Origin of the sequence: Microvirga puerhi (assembly GCF_020089865.1) — a bacterium.
Lineage (GTDB): Bacteria > Pseudomonadota > Alphaproteobacteria > Rhizobiales > Beijerinckiaceae > Microvirga > Microvirga puerhi.
Map to the genome: position 1 here is coordinate 21,066 of NZ_JAIRBM010000014.1, position 17,364 is coordinate 38,429.

Below are 17,364 nucleotides of genomic sequence, written 5' to 3' on the forward strand. Positions count from 1 at the left end.
GGAGCGCATGACCAGCGTTGCCCAAGGCACGGAGCACCGCGACAGGGCCAATGGAGCTCACGCCGACGGGCATTTCTCCCAGGACGTCAGGCGGGTTCTCATCGCGCGGTCCCTGCGTGCCTTCGGAGACGGCTACGTGGCGATCCTGCTGCCGGTGCATCTCTCGCGCCTCGGCTACGATGCCTTCGGTGTCGGCCTCGTCTCGACCGCCTCCTTGATCGGCTCGGCCCTGCTGACGCTCGCCCTCGGGCTGGTCGCGTACCGGATTCCGCGGCGTCCGGTTCTGCTCGCTGCGGGACTCCTGATGGCAGCGACCGGGTTGGGGTTCGCCGGCGTCGACACTTTCTGGCCGTTGCTCGTGATCGCCTTCGTGGGAACCCTCAACCCGTCCGGCGGCGACGTCAGCGTGTTCCTGCCCCTTGAGCATACTGTCCTCTCCCATATCGTCGTCGACGAGGACCGAACAGCGGCATTTGCCCGCTACAGCTTCGTCGGCGCCTTCTTCGGCGCCGTTGGAGCGCTCTGCGTCGGCGCGCTCGACTGGCTGGCGCCGGTCGTCGCGCCAGGAACGACAACAGCCCTTCTGTTCGGCCTCTATGGTGCCCTGGGATTGATCACGTTCCTGCTCTACCGGCATCTGTCGCCGCGGGTGGAGGCGGGTGCGGACAGTCCACCTGCACCGCTCGGTCCGTCGCGCGGGATCGTGTATCGGCTGGCCGCCCTGTTCTCGGTCGATGCATTTGGCGGAGGGCTTGTCATCAATGCGTTGCTCACGATCTGGCTCAGCGAGCGGTTCGGCATCGGCATCGCCACCATCGGGGCGATCTTCTTCGTGACCAGCCTGTGCTCGGCGGCCTCGTATTTCGCGGCGGTGCCGCTGGCCAAGCGGTTCGGGCTGATCAACACGATGGTGTTCACCCATCTGCCGTCAAGCCTCTTCCTGATCCTGACCGCCTTCGCACCGACGGTCTGGATCGCGTTCGGGCTGCTGATCCTGCGGAGCCTGCTGTCCCAGATGGATGTGCCGACTCGCTCCTCGTATGTCATGGCGGTGGTCAGGCCGGATGAGAGACCCGCCGCAGCCAGCGTCACGGCGGTGCCTCGCAGCCTCGCTTCGGCAGTCGCGCCGCTCCTGTCGGGATGGCTGCTGACAGTGTCGCCGTTCGGCTGGCCACTCGTCCTCGCAGGTACCCTGAAGGCGGCTTACGACCTGACGCTGCTGCGGCAGTTCTCGGCCATCAAGCCGCCAGAGGAACGCTAACGTTCTACGACAGGGGCGTTGCCGGGGCGGCAAGGTCGATGAAGCCCTGCACCAGCATGACCGCGCCGAGAACGCCAACGAGACCGGCGGACGCCAGCGGCAGGCGCCGCAGCAGATTGTCCGAAAAGTTTATCCGCTTCGAGGCATGCTGTACGCCCCAGGCGGCCGCGACGCCGATGGAAACCATGGTGATCGCCAGCCCCAGGCTGAAGGCAGCAACCGTCGCCGCTCCAAGCGTGACCTGGCCGAGCTGGAGGCAGATCAATAGCACGGTGATCGAGGCCGGACAGGGGATCAACCCACCGGTGATGCCGAACAGCGCGATCTGAGCCGTGGTGACGTTGCCACCGTTGGCCGCAAGCTGGCGCGCGATCTGCTCGGCGTGCTCGCGCTCGTGCGCGTCCTCGTCATGCCCGACATGATCGTGATTGTGCCCGTGATCGTGCTCGGCGAAGGCGACCTTGTAGGTGTGGGCATGGTCGCCGTGCGCCAGACGCAGCCGGGCGGTGAACGCGTGCGGCTCCGGGATTTCCCCGGCGGATTCGAGATAGCCGTCCCGCTCGACAAACCGAAACCGCTCCCCCGAGCCGTCCTCGCGCTCGGTCGCGACCGTCACGTCCTCGGCCCTCCACGCGTTGCCGCTGATCGTGCGCAGACGCCAGCGGGGCAGTGTGTCGTCCTCGAAGATCGCCAGTTCCACGACACCGTGTCCGGTGTCGATGGTGCGAACCTCGTCGTGATGATGGTCACCATGATAATGGTGATGATGACCATGATGCCATCGGAACCAGCCGAGGCTCTGGCCGGTGCGCCAGAACATCCAGGAGGCGATGCCGAGGATAATCAGACCGGACGCGATCAGCAGCCAGGCCTCGAAATGCGTGGTCAGGATCTCGCGCCCGAGCGATAGGCCAAGCATCGCGACGATCCAGACCACGAGCGAATGCGAGAGGGCGGCGCTGACACCGAGGAGAATTGCCTGTCCGATGGTGCCGCGGATCGCCACGATGTAGGCGGCCATCATGGTCTTCGAGTGGCCAGGCTCCAGGCCATGCAGGACACCGAGCAGGACGGCAAAGGGCAGATACAGCCAGCCGTTGCCGCCGGACTGAAGGAGTTGAGCAATATCGGGCATTGGTGTTCCAGCAATGTCTCGCGGCTGCGATCATTGTCGAGCCGCCGGGGATCGGTCACTTCAGGTAGGTGCGGACTACCTCAATGAGCTCGGCCGCGCCCTTGGCGCGCTCTGGATCCGGCTCGTGCGCCGGATCAACGACGTGGTTACGGATATGGTCCTCCATCAACTCGACCGTCAGCCCGTTCACGGCCCCGCGCACGGAGGCCACCAGCATCAGCACGTCAGCGCAGCCGAGCTCGGCCTCCAACGCCCGCTCGATCGCCTCGACCTGGCCCTTGATCCGGCGGACCCGGGCCAGAAGCTTCGTCTTTTCCTTGACCGTGTGAGACATGCGGCCTCCTTGTTGATGGCTTGCATCATATAGGGGGGTATCCTATTTACGTCGAGCGCAATGTTTACCGCAGACCAAGACGAGACCGTGAAGAAAGACAATCCCTGCATTTCCATATGCGAGTTCGACGCGCGGACCGGCTGGTGCCTCAGTTGCGGACAGACGATCCCCGAGAGCCGGGAATGGCGGAAGCTGACGCCCTATCGACGCAGGGCTCTCCTGCGGGAGCTGCCCCGGCGCGTGAAACAGGTTCGGACAGAGAGCCGGCGACCGTCGCCGACGGACGGAAGGCGCCGGAACATTCTCCCGCTCCCGCCATCACCACCGGCAGCCTAAGACGCTGGCCCTGCGAACAGCGTGGATTTGGAGTAGGTCGAGCACCTCTACTCTATTGCGAGAAACCACCAACAATGTGCTGGGCAGCTTCATGTCCGCGCTCTGCGGCAGCTTCCAGCCAGCGCAATGCCGTAACGTGGTCCGAAGCGACGTCGAAGCCGCCTTTCCACATCATACCGAGCGCAAACATGGCGCCGACGTGGCCCTTCGCTGCAGCCCTTTCGAACAGATCCAGTGCAGCACTATGATCCTTGGGACCGCCGCGTCCGTTCACCATCATCTCCGCCAGTGCAGCTTCTGCGTCGGTCATGCCGGCGGCAGCCGCGCGCGCGATCCAGGCACGGCCTGCCTTGGGATCCGCCTCGATTCCGCGTCCTTCTGCAAGCGTCCGGCCATACCAATATTGCGCGATAACTATCTCACACGCCGCATGGCGCAGCCATTGGACGGCCAATCGCTCGTCGCGGTCCATGCCGATGCCTTCCAGCAGGCAGATGCCCAAATGGGAGGCCGCCACCAGATTTCCCGACGAGGCCGCCTGGTCGAGCGAGTCACGCGCCCATGCGAGTTCTTCAGGCCGGCTCGCCTCATCGTTTAACAGCAGGTTTGCAAGATCTATCTGTGCCGGCTGGTCACCTGCCTCGGCGGCAAGACGAAGCCAGTTCATCGCCTCTCTCGGATCGCGGCCCACGCCGGTTCCCAGCAGATAAAGCAGGCCGAGCATTCGGGCTGCCTCTGTATGACCGGCCTCCGCCGCACGCCGATACCAGATCGCGGCCTCCGCATGGTTCGGGGGAAGCGCACCGGCTTCGGCGTAGATGTCGCCGATCAACGCAGCCGCATCTGGATCGCCAGCCAGTGCAGCCCGGCGAAGCCATGATTCGCCCTCGATCCGGTCGGGCTCTACGCCCACACCCCACATCAGCGCGCGTCCCCAGCTCGTCTGAGCGGACCGGTTGCCCATCATGGCTGCCCGCCTGTAGAGCTGCACGGCCGCCGCTTGGTCCCGTTCGCCCCCCGCTCCTCGTTCGGTAAGTACGCCAAGCAGGTAAATTGCAGGGGAAAGGCCAGCCTGCGCTGCGAGGCGGACATATTCGGCCATCCGAGCCTGATCGCCTACACTTTCCGCTGACTGCGCGAGCGACAACGCGTAGCCGTAGGCACCCTGCGGACAGCCGGCTTCAGCGGAACGCTTGTACCAGTATCGTGCCTCACCGAGATTGCGCATGGAGTCAGGACCTGAAGTTAGAACGTAGCCCAGCAATGCCTGCCCATCAACGGATCCGTGTTCGGCCGCACGACGCGCCCATTTCTCCGCCGCCCCGAAGTCCGCTTGAGAGGACGCATCCGATAAGAAGGGGTCAGTCAGTGAGGACTTCTCGCCTTCGGGACGTGCAACGCCGTCGACATATAGTGCCGCAAGGATCCATTCGGCTTCAGCATGCCCCTGCACTGCCGCACGTTCGATCCAGCGGAAGCCATCGCTGCGGCTGACCGGAACTCCTGAGCCATTCAAGTAGCATCGCCCGACCTGGTATTCAGCCTCCGCGATACCCGCAAGCGCCGCGCGAGCGAAGAGCACGAACGCCCTGCTCGCCTGTCCCTGTACCATCAGCCTCGTCGCGCGACGAAGCGCCATCGATGGCCACAACCTGCCGACCACACGATCAAGCAGCCGTGATTGTTTGGCGCCCCTGTTATTCTCTCTCAGAGCACCGGCAGGGGTCACGGCTCGCGCATCCCCTCGGATGTCACCCGCAATATCCGGCCAAGTAAATAGGCGAGCACGGTGCGTTGACCGGCCACTATGTCCGCGGTGATAGGCATGCCGGGCGCAATATGAAAGCCGACCGGAACGCCGTGTAGCTTCACGTCGTCGAGTGTGATCCGCGAGCGATAGAACGGCTCTGAACTGCTGTTTACCGGAGCTGCGTCGGGGCCGTTCCTGACGTCGCCCGAAGCCACAAAACTGTCGGCACTGACGGTGCGAACCCTCCCATGGGCCAATCCATATTGCGAAGATGGAAAAGTGTCGAACTTGACTGCCACCGGAGCGCTGGCATGGACGAATCCATTGTCGTGTCCGGCAATGTTCACCTCCACCTCGAGGGGCGCATCGGCGGGAACCAATGTGATGAGTTGCTCGCCCGACTGCAGCACCGACCCCACCGAAACTTTGGCGACGGTGAGAACGGTTGCGTCCCGGTCGGCAGTAAGTTCGACCAGCTGGCGCCGGCGTTGCGCCTTGCTCAACTGCTCCTTAGCATCGATCAGCTTTTGCCTCTGATCCGAGAGTTTCTGCGAGGCGTCCGCGCGCCAGTTCTGATCGTAGGCATCGCGCTCCGCCCCAGCGGCTTCCAGATCGTGCCGCGCGCTTTCAGCGCTTTGCGCCGCGTTAGAAAGGCCTCGGGTAATTTCCAGCTGGTTATCCATTGCAGCCAGCGAATTGACCAGACTGCCAATCTGCTTGGCCTCCAACTCCTTTCGGATGGAGAGAACCTTGTCGGCTACCTTTTGGCGAGCCTGGAAGTTCTGTACATCTTCGGCACTGCGCGTGAGGATAGCGTTGAGGCTATCGATGCGCTGTTGATACATCACCTGCTTGAGCTTCCGCTCTGACGATCGCTGGGCAGCAATAGAGGCCTGTAGCATCAAGTTCGGATCGGATCCGGCATAGGTGAATAGGCGACCGTCGGCCTCCGCCTGGAGGCGTGCAACCTCCGCCTGCAAGGTCGAAACCTGCGAGGCCAAACCGCCTACATCCGCAGTCGTGAAGGTGGGATCTAGCTCTGCAAGGATGTCACCTGTGTGGACCTTTTGACCTTCCGTGACCTTGATGGCGCGCACAATTGAGGTTTCGAGTGGTTGCATGACCAATGTGGGCGTCCGAGAAACGACCTTTCCGCGAGCCGTCACGACCTTGTCGACCGGGATTAGCCCCATCGCCGCTATCGTGATTGCGAGCATGCTCGCAATCACCCAAACGGAGCCGCGTGCGGACCATGGGATAGGAGCCGCAACGACAGCTGCAGATGGAGATTGAAATTCTAAGAGCGCTAGGGTGGCCGCGTCATCTCGACGGATCGCCACACTACCGGCTTCTGACAATGGTAGAAGCGACATGGGTTTGCCCTTGTTGGCCCTGATGCCGGCTCTGCTGGGACCAAAGCTGGCGATAGATATCACAGCGATCGAGCAGAACGTTATGAGAAGCGATATCGACGGCTTTGCCCTTATCCAATACGAGGATCTGGTCGCAATCGACCAATGACGATAGTCGGTGCGAGACGATCACCATCGTCCGGCCGCTGGCTATACGAAGCAGATTGGCGTTGAGCAGCGCCTCGCTCTCCGGATCCAGCGCGTTCGTGGCTTCGTCAAGGATCAGAAGGCGAGGATCAGTGATCAAGGCGCGAGCGATCGCCAAACGCTGCCGCTGACCACCCGATAGGTTCGGCGAACCCTCCTCGATGATGGTCTCGTAGCCGTTTGGCATTCGCTCGATGAATTCCTCGGCACCTGCCAAGCGTGCCGCGTTCACGACATCACTCAAGACAAGTCCGGGGCGGCCGGCAATGATGTTGTCGCGAATTGAACCCCGAAACAGGAAATTCTCCTGCAGCACCACGCCGAAGCTTTGCCGGAGATGACGCAAGTTGATCTCCCGTACATCGTTTCCATCAATCTTCAGAGACCCGCTGTAGTCACGGTTGATGCCCTGCAGCAGCCGCATCAGCGTCGATTTTCCAGACCCGCTGCGCCCGACAATGCCCAGCATCGTGCCGGCCGGCATCTCGAACGTTACGTGGTCTAGGGCCGGAAGCTTAGTGCCGCCATAGGTGAAGCTTACATCCTCGAATGAAACAGCGCCCGCGAACCGGGGCCGCAACCCTCCGGAAATCGCGTCGACCTCGGGCGGACGATTCAACACCGAGGCCGCCTCGATAGCCGCGAGGGCAACTCCTTCGTAGTCCTCGATAAGACGCGCAAGTGCCACCAGCGGCTGCGCCACCCGCATGCTGAGCATCATGAAGGCAAACAGCGCGCCGACCGCATAGCCCGAGGTATCCTCCAGCGCCAGGTAGGCGCCGATCAGCACAAGCCCGATCGACATGAACCGCTCGAGCGGAGTAATGATCGTCTGTGGCCAGTTGGCTAGCTTGCCGAAGGCGAGTCGCGAGATGCCGACGTCGGCGACCCTTTCATCCCACAATGCGTTCCGCTGCGGTTCCAGCGCCAGAGATTTTATCGTCTTGATGCCGAAGACGGTCTCGCCAAGAGCCGAAGCCTTCTCGGTCTCGGCGGAAATTACTTTGGCAAAGCTGCGGCGCATTGGAGGAAGGAAGGCCAGGATGATGAGCATAATCAAGGCCGTGCAGGCCAGCACCATTCCCGCGAGGACAGGGTTGAGGAAGAAAAGGAAGGGCAGCAGAACGACCAATGTCATCAAGTCTAGGAATGTGCTCAGAAGCTTGCCGGTGAGGAACTCTCGAACTTTATAGATCTGAGCAATCTTGTGCATGGTCTCCCCAGCCGGATGACGTTCGAAATAGTCGAGCGGCAGCCGCAGCAGGCGATTGAAGACGTGCAGATTCAGCTTGGCATCGAGTCGCGTGCCTACGACCAGCACAATCAATCGGCGACAAGAACCGAGGAATGTCTCAAACACCGTTGCGGTAGCAAGAAGCGCTCCGAGCAACACAAGGGTTGAATAGCTGTGGTGGGTCAGCACCCTGTCCACCACCGTCATGACCAGCAAAGGCGGAAAGATCGTAAGGAAGCTCAACGTCAGTGATGCAACACCTATGTCTCGGAGCAATCGCCGTTCCCGAAAAACGAGAGAAATCAGCCAGCCAAGTGTGAATGGCGCCTCAGCCTGCGATCGGGCCCGTTTGCTTCGTAGGAGCAGCGCATCGCCTGACCAGACTTGCTCCAGCCGCAGTTGATCGACTGCGATACCCTCCGCACCAGCGGGCCAATCCGGGCTTTTGATGCCGACGAGATGTTGTGCTGGGTCCGCCCCGACCATGAGGGCGGCTCCGCCGTCCTTGAGAAGCAAGACAACTGGGCCGGTTTGCGGGAGAAGAACGAGGTCTCGCCAGCGCAATCGCACCGCTCTCGCCCAAAGGCCCGCATTTTGAAGCCATGCCGAAAGCATGGCGGCAGACGGGACGGTCGCCTCATCGCCGCAAGAATAGTCGCACGGATCCAGTTCGATGCCGTGGAAGCGAGCCGCTGCGATCACGGCCTGGAGGCGCTGGTGGGGCCCGGTGCCGATGGAATGGGTGTGCTCACCAGGCACAGCCGCCTTATGCTCAGGCTCAGGAGTCAGGGCCAAGCCGTCGAGATGATCAGCTTGGCCCCCCGCGCCGAAACGCGGTCTAGCGAGGAACGCCACGAGATCCTCCTTAAGTCTCTGCGTAGCGTTCAGGCAGACATATGCGAACTCGGCATCGACGCCGTCATTCCGTGGTTGTGCTCTTGGATTGGGCTCAATGTGCCGAAGAGGCCATGCGCTTCATCTTGCACGCCCGCAGTGAAGAAAATCTTCTTCGAATCACCATTCTGACCGCTGCTGCCAGGGACAATTGCCCAAAGATCGCCGATCGATATCGGCGCACCATCAGCCCCGCGCAGCTTGCCTTCAAACTTATCGGTCTTCTTGTCGAAGGCATTAATCGTGCCGTCGCCGAAATTCCCAACTAGGAGATCATGCGAGAACTTTCCAAAGCCGGATGGCGCGATCGCGAGCCCCCAGGGAGAATTGAGCGGGCCGTGGGATGCTACGCGGTCCAGAAAACGCCCTTGGAGACTGAATTCGTCGACGAAGCCGTTCCCCGGGCCAGCGACATCGTCGTGCTTTTCGGCATTCTGCAAGGCAAAGGTGACGAACAGACGATTGTCGAGAACCTGCACGTTGAAAGGCGCAAAGCCCTGTGGGAGATTTTCGTCAGTAAAGCTCTTCAACAGTTGGAAGTTCTGGTCATAGACCTCGACCTTCCCGCTCCGGAAGTTGGTGGCATAGAGCCTGGCGCCCTGCTCGGTGTCGGCAATTGCGAGACCCTTGTAGACGGCCCCGGTGCCACCTTGAGAGTTGTCAACAGCCAATACAGAGCTGCCGCTGTTCACAGTCGGATTCCAGCCCGAGATCGTCCCGTCTTCGGTTGCAAACATGAAGATCGACGATCCCGTCTTGTCTCCACTGGAAATGTTGAATCCCTCCCCTGTGCTATTAAACACCTGTCCGGTCGGACTCGCTGGTGTCGTTTGTCCTGGGGGCGTGGCAATCGTGATGGCCGTACGTCCGGCCACCGTCTGGGGTGTCCCTTTCCCATTATAGATTGTCGTTACGCCCGTACCGTTATCTGAGACCCAGAACCTATTCGCGGCGGGCATGGAAACCCCCCAGGGATTGATAAGGTTTGGATCGATCACCGGCGCTTCGACGAACCCGTCGGAGACGAGGTTCGTCTGCAGGAATTCTGTCGTATGTGGATGGTGGTGAGAATGATCATGCGTATGGAGGCGAGAATGGGCAACGGTATCCATTGAGCTTCTCCTATTGTCCTGACGGCAAGGTCGAGAGTTGGTTCTCTCTGCCGCCTTTCGAGAGGCGTCATACGGCGCACGCAGGGCGGATCCATTGGTCCTTCGTAGGCAGTTTAGTTCGATCCCTAGTTGCCTGAAGTTCGCATGTTACGGCGGCACTGGTCGCGGCCAAGGGAATGCCGCGACCCTCTAACGATGCTACGCAGATAAAGGTTTCACATCACCGCGATCAAAGTGCGAATGGCGCGATAGCCGGACCCGATTGTGGCATTATCAACCAAAGACGGCTTTTCCTTTGCAGCCGAGCTCTTGCGTGCGATTCTGACCTCGTGTTCGATGACCGGATCGGGAGGTCCGCATGCAGCTGTCTGTTGGCGAGACTTAGCAGGGTCACCGAAGATTGGACCTTCGATATCTGGTTCGTCGATGAGCCGAAACGACAACCTGATCTCAAGCACCTTCGGACCCTTCCACCAAAACTGACCACTGTTACTCGCGAAGCGATTCTGGCAATCAAGGACGCGCTAGCGAGTGGTTCTTTCACTGGTCAGGAGATCTCTAGCGTTCACGTGTATGAGGCTGTCTTCAACGGCGGCGTCACCGGCGTCGCGGAGTTTGGAGATTGGCTCAAGAGCATACATCAATCAGAGCTCTAGCTGCCTTCTCCCAGCCGCCAAGATATCGATCCGCCCTGCACAATGCCCGAGGCCTCGCGGCCCAACTGACAGTTGACGAGGGGGCGCCACAGGACAAGAGTGAACTCGTGCGTCCTCGACAGCCAAGCTGCCACACGAATAAGACCTTGCGAACTGGCGAGAAGCTTCCGGTCGAGAAGTGCCTGAGCGATTCAAGGCCGCGGTACTGGCACACTTGTTTCGGTGATATGACCAGGGGGTCTCGGGACCAAGAAAGGTGAGGCCTCGGGACTCGGTTGTATGCCCTTGCTAGCTAAGCATGGCCTATTCGAGACCGGCCGTCGGCGTTCATCGAAGCCGGACTGGCACAAACGGATACGTGATCGTTGAAACCCTTACCAACCAGTTTGCGCCGGGAGATGCTTGCGGCATCGATCCACAATATAGGAACCGGTTCTACTGACCGCAGCTCGTTGTAGAGGTCCTTCTACTCACACAGGGAACCTTTATCACCATATGCTCACTTGCACACCCCTGTTGGCGCAATAGCCTGATGAACGCGATGTCGCGTCGTCTCGCTCCAAGAAGCGTCCGATAGCGATTAGCCTCACATGCGAACGAGCTCAACTGCTTAAGGAGAACCTCGCATGACTAACGAGAGCATTTGGCAATGTTTGACGAACCGCTACAGGCATGTGCTGATGCACCCGGAGGCCAGGCGTACGCGGTCGGGCCTTGTCCTCACTGTAGCAGCCGCAGGCATCGTGATCGGGCCATGGTCCAGCATTGCGGAGGGAAGTGACGCTGGTGAGGGCTTGCCGCCGGCCGAATATGACTCAGCAGTCGCGCCGGTGACATCGCATTCGAGTGCGACGCTATCAGCGGAGCGCGTAGTAGGAGGGCCGCAAGCCGGAGATCTCCAGCCGTACTGGGTTGCCGCACTTCGGATGCCCATTACCTCGGATGGAAGAGGTGCGCTGGTCGCACGCCTCGGAACGTTGATTCGAGAGGGAAATCCAACGCGTGCGAAAGAGGTTCTCTCTTCCACCATCGAGATGGGTACCCTCGCATTCATGATACTTCTCCATTTTGACGATCCAGCGCTGCACGCTCGGCTGCAGGAGATGGCAGCCAACGGACAGAATATGTCCGTCGATTCTGCGGACGGAGCTCTAAAGGCCAGAAGTACCGGTGCCGACGTGATGCTTCCAGGGCGCGAAGAAAATTCCCCGCAGCTGACTGCCGCCGATGAGCATTCGACTGCGCCGGAGACAAGCAGGGCCAGAGCGGCCGAACTTGAAGCGGCACTTGAGCAGGAAAAGAGTCGAACTGCTTCGGCCATGCACGATCTGGAGATGGTCAAGAAGCAGCTCGCCGACATGACCGAAAGCCTGACAGATGTTGCCGCGCTCAAAGATGAGGCTGCGCGTGAGAAAAGCCGGGCTGAAGCTGCTCTTGTGGAGTTGCTTGACGCACGTCAGCAGCTTTCAGCTTTGAAGAGAAGTGCCCTTGAACTCGAGACCGTGCTGGCGCTGGAAAAGGAGCGATACGATTTCGTCACTCAGGAACGAAAGGCGCTGGAACAGAAACTGACAGCTATGCAGACGGACAGAGTCAAGACAGTTGAAATCGAGAATGCACTCGTTCAAGAGAAACAGCGCGCCGACGCCGCACTTCAGCAGCTGAATTCTCTTCAGGACAAGCTCTCCGGTCTCAGCGAGGCTGTTGCTAAGAAGCAAGAAGAAATTGAACGCGAGAAGGAGCGAAGTGCATTAGGGGCTCAGCAGCTGGAATCCGCTCGAGGCGAGATTGCTAATCTTGGAACACACTTGAACGAGTTAGGTGAGGTCAATGTCACGCTGCGACAGGAAAAGGAGGATGCCACTGCCACACTCCGCGAACTACAGATGGTGAATGGACAGCTGGCAGCCTTAGTCCATATGGCAAAACCGAAGCCTCTTCAGAAAGGGCTTCGTCCTCGTCAGCTGACGGCATCTCCGGTTCGGGGGAAGGCAATGTCGAGATCACAATACGCTAGAATCTACGGTCGGGTCAGACAGGGCGGAAGCTGGACCGGCTTGATGGGCGGATACGGCAATGCCAAAGGGTCGCGCACCAACAATGGACCGGGGGTCTGGTGAAGCAGACCAGAATTACCTCGCGATTGGTTTGGCTGCCGTCGATGACGATCCGTTCGGGCCGACCATGCCGTCTCAGAGCCTTGCGCAGGAATCGCTTCGCCGTAATCAGATCGTGACGTTCGCTGAACCAAAACTCGATGGTGTCGCCATGGCTGTCGATGGCACGGTACAGGGGTCGGAACAAGATCTGATGGGGTGGACGCCCCCCAACGGCCTGGGTGTGCCACAGTGGAGGTGTTGAAACACCACTTGAGGGAGGCGTCCATGGGAGAGGTTAGCACAATCGGCTTGGATCTGGCGAAGAGTGTCTTTCAGGTGCACGGAGCCGATGCATCGGGAGCAGTGCTGTTCCGCAAGAAGCTGCGGCGGCACCAGGTTCTCACGTTCTTCGCCAGCCAACCGTCCTGCACGGTGGCCATGGAGGGGCGTTGTCACATTAACTCACACTGGCCGCACTGAGGCAAACTCGATCACCTAACGGGCTCATGCCACAACACCGGCTGCAGACTTCCACCCCACCATGGCATTGAGGCGGTGAAGGTGAGTAGCAAGAGCAGAGCGGCGAGAGCGGGGTGGAACGAAGAGATTGCGGACGGCGGAGAACACTGAGGTGAACCTCTGTAGCCCTCCCGGCGATCGAAAGCTCTGCATCATCTGCTCCCGTCGACGCAACGGGAGATGAGAATTCTCTGCTCGGTTATTCAGCCCTTTGTGCGAGCGGTGGTCGACTGATGGTATGGTCTGGCGCCGAGCAGCGGCATAAGAGCCGAGCTTGTCGGTGATCATCCGACGCGGTAGACAGCCTTGCTTCTTTAATAGGCGTTTCAGCAAGCGTTTGGCTGCCTTGGTGTCTCGCCGGCTCTGAACAATCTCGTCGAGTACATAGCCATCCTGGTCGACGGCCCGCCACAGCCAGTACTTCTGGCCTGCAATCGTCACCAAGACCTCGTCGAGATACCAGATGTCATGGCGGCTTGGCGTCTTGCGCCTGAGGCGACGGGCGTAGTCCAGCCCAAACTTCAAGGCCCACCGCCGTACGGTCTCATAGGACACAACGATGCCGCGCTCGAGCAGCATCTCCTCGACCAAGCGCAGGCTCAGAGGAAACCGGAAGTACAACCAAACCGCATGAGCGATGATCTGTGGTGGAAAGCGATGGCGCTTGTAGCTGACAGACTTGATCATGCCAGCTCCCCAACACGTCTCGCTCTCATGCCCGACTTAATGTGACATCGCCCATGGGCCTTCTGGGTTCCATCGCGGTGTCTCCCGGCGATTGCGTCTGCCCATCGCTACCAGCGGGCCGCGGGTGCCACCAGGAGGTTGAGCGGCCGGCGGCCGGGTGTCCCTAGCCACCTACGAGGGAGCCGTTCGACTGCGACCATCCAACAACAACCGCTGACGGATCCACAGGCATTCTCGACGGAAACACAATCGGACCACATTGGCGATACAAGCGCGGCCTTGCCGTTCGACCGAGCGGCACGCGATTCGGCCAAGCAAGGGCAACTTTATGATGGCTACACCTTCCGACTCAGAGTCCTACTTCCTCCGCCTCGTTAATCAGATCCGCGCGAATGTCGGGATCGGGGCACTAACGATGGACGGCAAACTTCTGGATCGCCCGGACGTGCAGAGCGCGTTGATGGAACTGACCGACACCTTCCCACATACGGGTGGCAATGGCTCGATACTGGGCGACCTCATGGCTCCTGCCCGGCACGCTCGGCAGAACTGGAGCGAGAGCGAGGCAAGCGCGACCGACGGCTACCATGCCGCTTCCGAGACACCGTACTCTGCTTCGGCGAACACCGCCGAGATGGCTGTAACTGCCGCCGCCGTATCCACTCCCGGAAGGACTATCAACGGCACCAGCGGCAACGACAGGCTCAACGGCACGGAAGGCGACGACACCCTCTACGGGTTCGGGGGATCTGACGTACTCGACGGCAAGGGCGGCGCGAATGCCATGTATGGCGGCCCGGGTGAGGACGTCTACTACGTCGACCATCCCGGCGATAGGGCGTACGAGAAGGCCGGGGAAGGCCACGATTTGGTTTACAGCTCCGTCACCTATTCACTGGCCGGCGAGATGATCGAGGATCTCACGCTGACGGGAACAGATAGCATCAACGGCATCGGCAACTCCCTTCACAACCGGCTGACGGGGAACTCGGCAAGCAATATTCTTGATGGCGGCGCGTTGAACGACATCATCAACGGCAAGGGCGGCAAGGACGTGCTGATCGGCGGCCCCGGCAACGACAAGTTCGTGTTCGAGACGGCGGAGGAAGCCCGCGGCGACACGATCGTGGATTTCGAGCACGGGGTCGACAAGGTCGTATTTCTCCCCATGGACGCCAATACCCTCGTCGAGGGAGACCAGGCTTTCAAGTTCATCGGAAGGGAACGCTTCCATAATGTTGCGGGCGAGCTCCACACCTACCGCCCCGGGGACGGCAACACCTACATCTCTGGCGACACCAACGGAGACGGCGTTGCCGACTTCGCCATCAAGGTGCTGGGCGACCACACCTTCGCCGACACCGATTTCCTGCTCTGACGGACAGCATCCCGTCCTTCCCGTGATGCCCCATCATTGAGCGTCCGGCGGTCCGCCTATCCCCCCGTCTGGCCGCCGGACTGCCCTTCCGACCGGAGGCACGCTATCGTGGGAAAAAGGAGGGGTCGACAAATCAGTGACCAACATGACCGCAGGTGGTGACAGCCCAACCTTCCGTCACTTGGGCGGTCCCCGCCTCCCCATTCCTGGCGTAGTTCACCGAGAATTTGACTTCGACGATATCACCGTAAAGGCCAAGGATGCGGCGAATAAAACTGGGCTCTGGAATAGCGTTGCCGCTGGTCACACCTACACGATAACACGAAGGGTTCCGGTGCAGTAAATCCTGGACACTGGAGTACCGCTCAGCAGGTACTGTCAGGTTGGCGAACGTTCGGGACCTGTGGCAGGGACTGGGCATGAGCACCACGTCCAACCCGTACCGCGGCTACCGCTTCCCGGCCGAGATCATCAACCAGGCCGTCTGGTTGTATCACTGCTTCAGCCTGAGCCTGCGTGAGGTCGAGCTGATCCTGGCCGCGCGAGGCATTGTGGTCAGCTATGAGACCATCCGCGAGTGGAAAAGTCTGCGCTTCGGACGCACCTACGCCAAAAGCCTCAGACGGAGCCGCCCACGGCCGGGAGACAAGTGGTTCCTGGACGAGGTGTTCGTCCGGATCCGCGGCAAACTGCACTACCTCTGGCGGGCTGTTGACCAGCATGGAAACGTGCTCGACGTATTGGTCCAGAGCCGCCGGAATAAGAAGGCCGCCAAGCGTTTCTTCTGCAAGCTGCTGAAGGGCTTGTGCTACGTGCCGAGGGTGATCGTCACGGACAAACTCGCCTCCTATGCTGCGGCCAAACGCGAGATCCTTCCGTCTGTCGAACATCGGCAGAGTCGATACCTGAATAATCGCTGCGAAGTCTCGCACCAACCCAGCCGACGACGTGAGCGCCACATGCGGCGGTTCAAATCAGCCCGGCAAACGCAGCAATTTCTCGCCACTCATTCTCCGATCCACAACCCCTTCCAACTCCACCGTCATCGCCTTTCCGCCAGTGAGTACCGAGCCGCCCGCGATCGCGCCTTCCTCACGTGGCGCGATGCGACCGGTGTTGCCCTCGTGGGCTGATTTGAACTGGCTTGGAGGATACGCAGCGACCACTTTGGTGATCCGGCATCAAGTTGACAGTACCCCATCGAGACGAAGGAGACGCCCGCTCCCTTATCGGCGTGCAAACCGATATTTCGCTTCGCCTGCCGCAATCAGCCGGTCATAGAGAGTATCCAGACAATCTATTTCGCGGCCTCAATTCGGTGCCAGTCCGAGTCTGAAGCGGAGCAGGTTCATGCTACCATTGACCTTGAAGGCTATCACCTGCGAAAAAGCCAGTAGGGGCGTCAACGTTGGACGAGATTGCGGACGGCCGAGATCATGCTGACGAACCGCTGCAGGCCTCCCGGTGATCGGAAGTCCTGCATTGCCCGTTCTCGCCGGCGCACCGGCAGGCGCGGGTTCTCTGCTCGACTATTGAGCCCCTTATGCGATCGATGCTCGGTCATCGGCATCACCTGATTGCGAGCGGCTGCGTAGGACTTCACCTCGAAGTCCGGGATTCGCAGTGTCGGCGCGAAACCATAGTCCGGCGCAAAGGTCTCCGTCAGGGCATCCAGGAACGCTGGTTGGCGGTGCAGGCTGCCCTCCCCTCTTGTTCCCACCCCACGCGCCGCCCGTTGCTCCTCTGGAAGACCCAGAAATGCCTCGCGCACCTGCTGGAGCCGGATGCGGCCTTCCTGCTCGGGCGGGGCCGCCGTAAGGAAATCGGGATCATCCTCAGATGGACGCGGAAACAACTCTGTGACCTGCCCTCCCCCGCTGCGGCCGCAATCAACGCTGTCACCTGAGGGCCCTTAGACGATTCCCCACGCTCTGTATTGAGTTCGGCCGGTGAGTTCCCGTGGCCTTGCGCCGCCGCGCTGCGCCAGCATCAGGTCGACCGCCTTCGGCGTGACCTGCAAAAGCTTGGCGGCAAGCGGCACGGTGACCAGAGGGCGTGAGAGAAACAGGTTCACCAGCTCCGGCAGCCTGAAGTTGGAGCGGGTCTTGGCCGTCACCCGGTCCATCAGCTCACGCGCCAGGAGCAGGCGGTCAAGGTCCTTCTCACCGAGCGCAGTGGCCTCTTCGACCACGGTGCAGAAGCCCTGCAGCCTCTCCAGTACCCCTTCCCTCCCCTGCGGCCGGAACTTGGCTTGCTTGAACCCTGCGGCCAGCGGCAGCAGATGATGCGTAAGTCCCCTCGCCCGCAGGATGGCCGCGGCCAGGATCAGCCCGAGCCACGGCAGACGCGGATAGAGATTGAGATCGAGCCAGGCCTGCCAGGGGTGGGAACAAGAACTGTTCCCAAACGA

14 protein-coding genes and 4 pseudogenes are annotated in these 17,364 nt (G+C 60.7%); 6 read left to right on the forward strand and 12 right to left on the reverse strand.

The window, feature by feature from the left end:
- Positions 1 to 7 precede the first annotated feature (7 nt).
- Positions 8 to 1,261: an MFS transporter gene (locus K9B37_RS17100; protein WP_224314753.1), complete on the forward strand. Its 1,254-nt coding sequence runs from the start codon at positions 8 to 10 to the stop codon at positions 1,259 to 1,261.
- Between the two features lie 4 nt (positions 1,262 to 1,265).
- On the opposite strand, the gene K9B37_RS17105 is transcribed toward K9B37_RS17100, so the two are convergent.
- Positions 1,266 to 2,396, reverse strand: coding sequence for a HoxN/HupN/NixA family nickel/cobalt transporter (locus K9B37_RS17105; protein WP_224314754.1), 1,131 nt, complete (start codon positions 2,394 to 2,396; stop codon positions 1,266 to 1,268).
- Between the two features lie 55 nt (positions 2,397 to 2,451).
- Positions 2,452 to 2,730 (reverse strand): metal/formaldehyde-sensitive transcriptional repressor, encoded by a 279-nt coding sequence (locus K9B37_RS17110; protein WP_224314755.1) that lies wholly within the window; start codon positions 2,728 to 2,730, stop codon positions 2,452 to 2,454.
- Positions 2,731 to 2,790: 60 nt separating this feature from the next.
- Here K9B37_RS17110 and K9B37_RS17115 point away from each other — a divergent pair, with 60 nt between their 5' ends.
- Complete coding sequence (locus K9B37_RS17115; protein WP_224314756.1) at positions 2,791 to 3,066, forward strand: DUF1289 domain-containing protein; 276 nt, start codon at positions 2,791 to 2,793, stop codon at positions 3,064 to 3,066.
- Between the two features lie 52 nt (positions 3,067 to 3,118).
- On the opposite strand, the gene K9B37_RS17120 is transcribed toward K9B37_RS17115, so the two are convergent.
- From K9B37_RS17120 to K9B37_RS17140, 5 genes are all read right to left on the reverse strand, one after another.
- Positions 3,119 to 4,705: a tetratricopeptide repeat protein gene (locus K9B37_RS17120; RefSeq protein ID WP_224314757.1), complete on the reverse strand. Its 1,587-nt coding sequence runs from the start codon at positions 4,703 to 4,705 to the stop codon at positions 3,119 to 3,121.
- Between the two features lie 86 nt (positions 4,706 to 4,791).
- Positions 4,792 to 6,189, reverse strand: a complete 1,398-nt coding sequence (locus K9B37_RS17125; protein WP_224314758.1) for an HlyD family type I secretion periplasmic adaptor subunit — start codon at positions 6,187 to 6,189, stop codon at positions 4,792 to 4,794.
- Positions 6,158 to 8,464: a peptidase domain-containing ABC transporter gene (locus tag K9B37_RS17130; protein WP_224314759.1), complete on the reverse strand. Its 2,307-nt coding sequence runs from the start codon at positions 8,462 to 8,464 to the stop codon at positions 6,158 to 6,160. Before K9B37_RS17130 ends, K9B37_RS17125 begins: the two co-directional genes overlap by 32 nt.
- Positions 8,465 to 8,493: 29 nt before the next feature.
- The gene (locus K9B37_RS17135; RefSeq protein ID WP_224314760.1) at positions 8,494 to 9,615 is read right to left on the reverse strand and encodes a TIGR03118 family protein; all 1,122 of its coding nucleotides are present in this window, start codon (positions 9,613 to 9,615) and stop codon (positions 8,494 to 8,496) included.
- A gap of 652 nt (positions 9,616 to 10,267) precedes the next feature.
- On the reverse strand, positions 10,268 to 10,462 hold the full coding sequence (locus K9B37_RS17140; RefSeq protein ID WP_439651747.1) for a DUF3363 domain-containing protein: 195 nt from the start codon (positions 10,460 to 10,462) through the stop codon (positions 10,268 to 10,270).
- A gap of 435 nt (positions 10,463 to 10,897) precedes the next feature.
- Here K9B37_RS17140 and K9B37_RS17145 point away from each other — a divergent pair, with 435 nt between their 5' ends.
- Positions 10,898 to 12,391, forward strand: coding sequence for a hypothetical protein (locus K9B37_RS17145; protein ID WP_224314761.1), 1,494 nt, complete (start codon positions 10,898 to 10,900; stop codon positions 12,389 to 12,391).
- Here the strand turns inward: K9B37_RS17145 and K9B37_RS17150 are convergent.
- Positions 12,387 to 12,563 (reverse strand): annotated as a pseudogene (locus K9B37_RS17150) (DDE-type integrase/transposase/recombinase); the annotation flags it as partial. The gene K9B37_RS17145 and the pseudogene K9B37_RS17150 overlap by 5 nt on opposite strands.
- A gap of 92 nt (positions 12,564 to 12,655) precedes the next feature.
- Here K9B37_RS17150 and K9B37_RS17155 point away from each other — a divergent pair.
- A pseudogene (locus K9B37_RS17155) lies at positions 12,656 to 12,841 on the forward strand (IS110 family transposase); the annotation flags it as partial.
- Between the two features lie 33 nt (positions 12,842 to 12,874).
- Here K9B37_RS17155 and K9B37_RS17160 read toward each other — a convergent pair.
- Positions 12,875 to 13,576: an IS6 family transposase gene (locus K9B37_RS17160; RefSeq protein ID WP_224314762.1), complete on the reverse strand. Its 702-nt coding sequence runs from the start codon at positions 13,574 to 13,576 to the stop codon at positions 12,875 to 12,877.
- Between the two features lie 415 nt (positions 13,577 to 13,991).
- On the opposite strand from K9B37_RS17160, the gene K9B37_RS17165 reads away from it, so the two are divergent.
- Complete coding sequence (locus K9B37_RS17165; protein ID WP_224314763.1) at positions 13,992 to 14,954, forward strand: M10 family metallopeptidase C-terminal domain-containing protein; 963 nt, start codon at positions 13,992 to 13,994, stop codon at positions 14,952 to 14,954.
- A gap of 419 nt (positions 14,955 to 15,373) precedes the next feature.
- Positions 15,374 to 16,087: an IS6 family transposase gene (locus K9B37_RS17170; protein WP_224314764.1), complete on the forward strand. Its 714-nt coding sequence runs from the start codon at positions 15,374 to 15,376 to the stop codon at positions 16,085 to 16,087.
- A gap of 281 nt (positions 16,088 to 16,368) precedes the next feature.
- Here the strand turns inward: K9B37_RS17170 and K9B37_RS17175 are convergent.
- The 3 genes and pseudogenes from K9B37_RS17175 to K9B37_RS24675 form a co-directional block, all read right to left on the reverse strand.
- Positions 16,369 to 16,551: pseudogene (locus K9B37_RS17175) on the reverse strand (IS6 family transposase); the annotation flags it as partial.
- A 315-nt stretch (positions 16,552 to 16,866) separates the two neighbouring features.
- On the reverse strand, positions 16,867 to 17,079 hold the full coding sequence (locus K9B37_RS24670; RefSeq protein WP_255616651.1) for a helix-turn-helix domain-containing protein: 213 nt from the start codon (positions 17,077 to 17,079) through the stop codon (positions 16,867 to 16,869).
- A gap of 3 nt (positions 17,080 to 17,082) precedes the next feature.
- Positions 17,083 to 17,322, reverse strand: a pseudogene (locus K9B37_RS24675) (DUF1612 domain-containing protein); the annotation flags it as partial.
- Positions 17,323 to 17,364 lie beyond the last annotated feature (42 nt).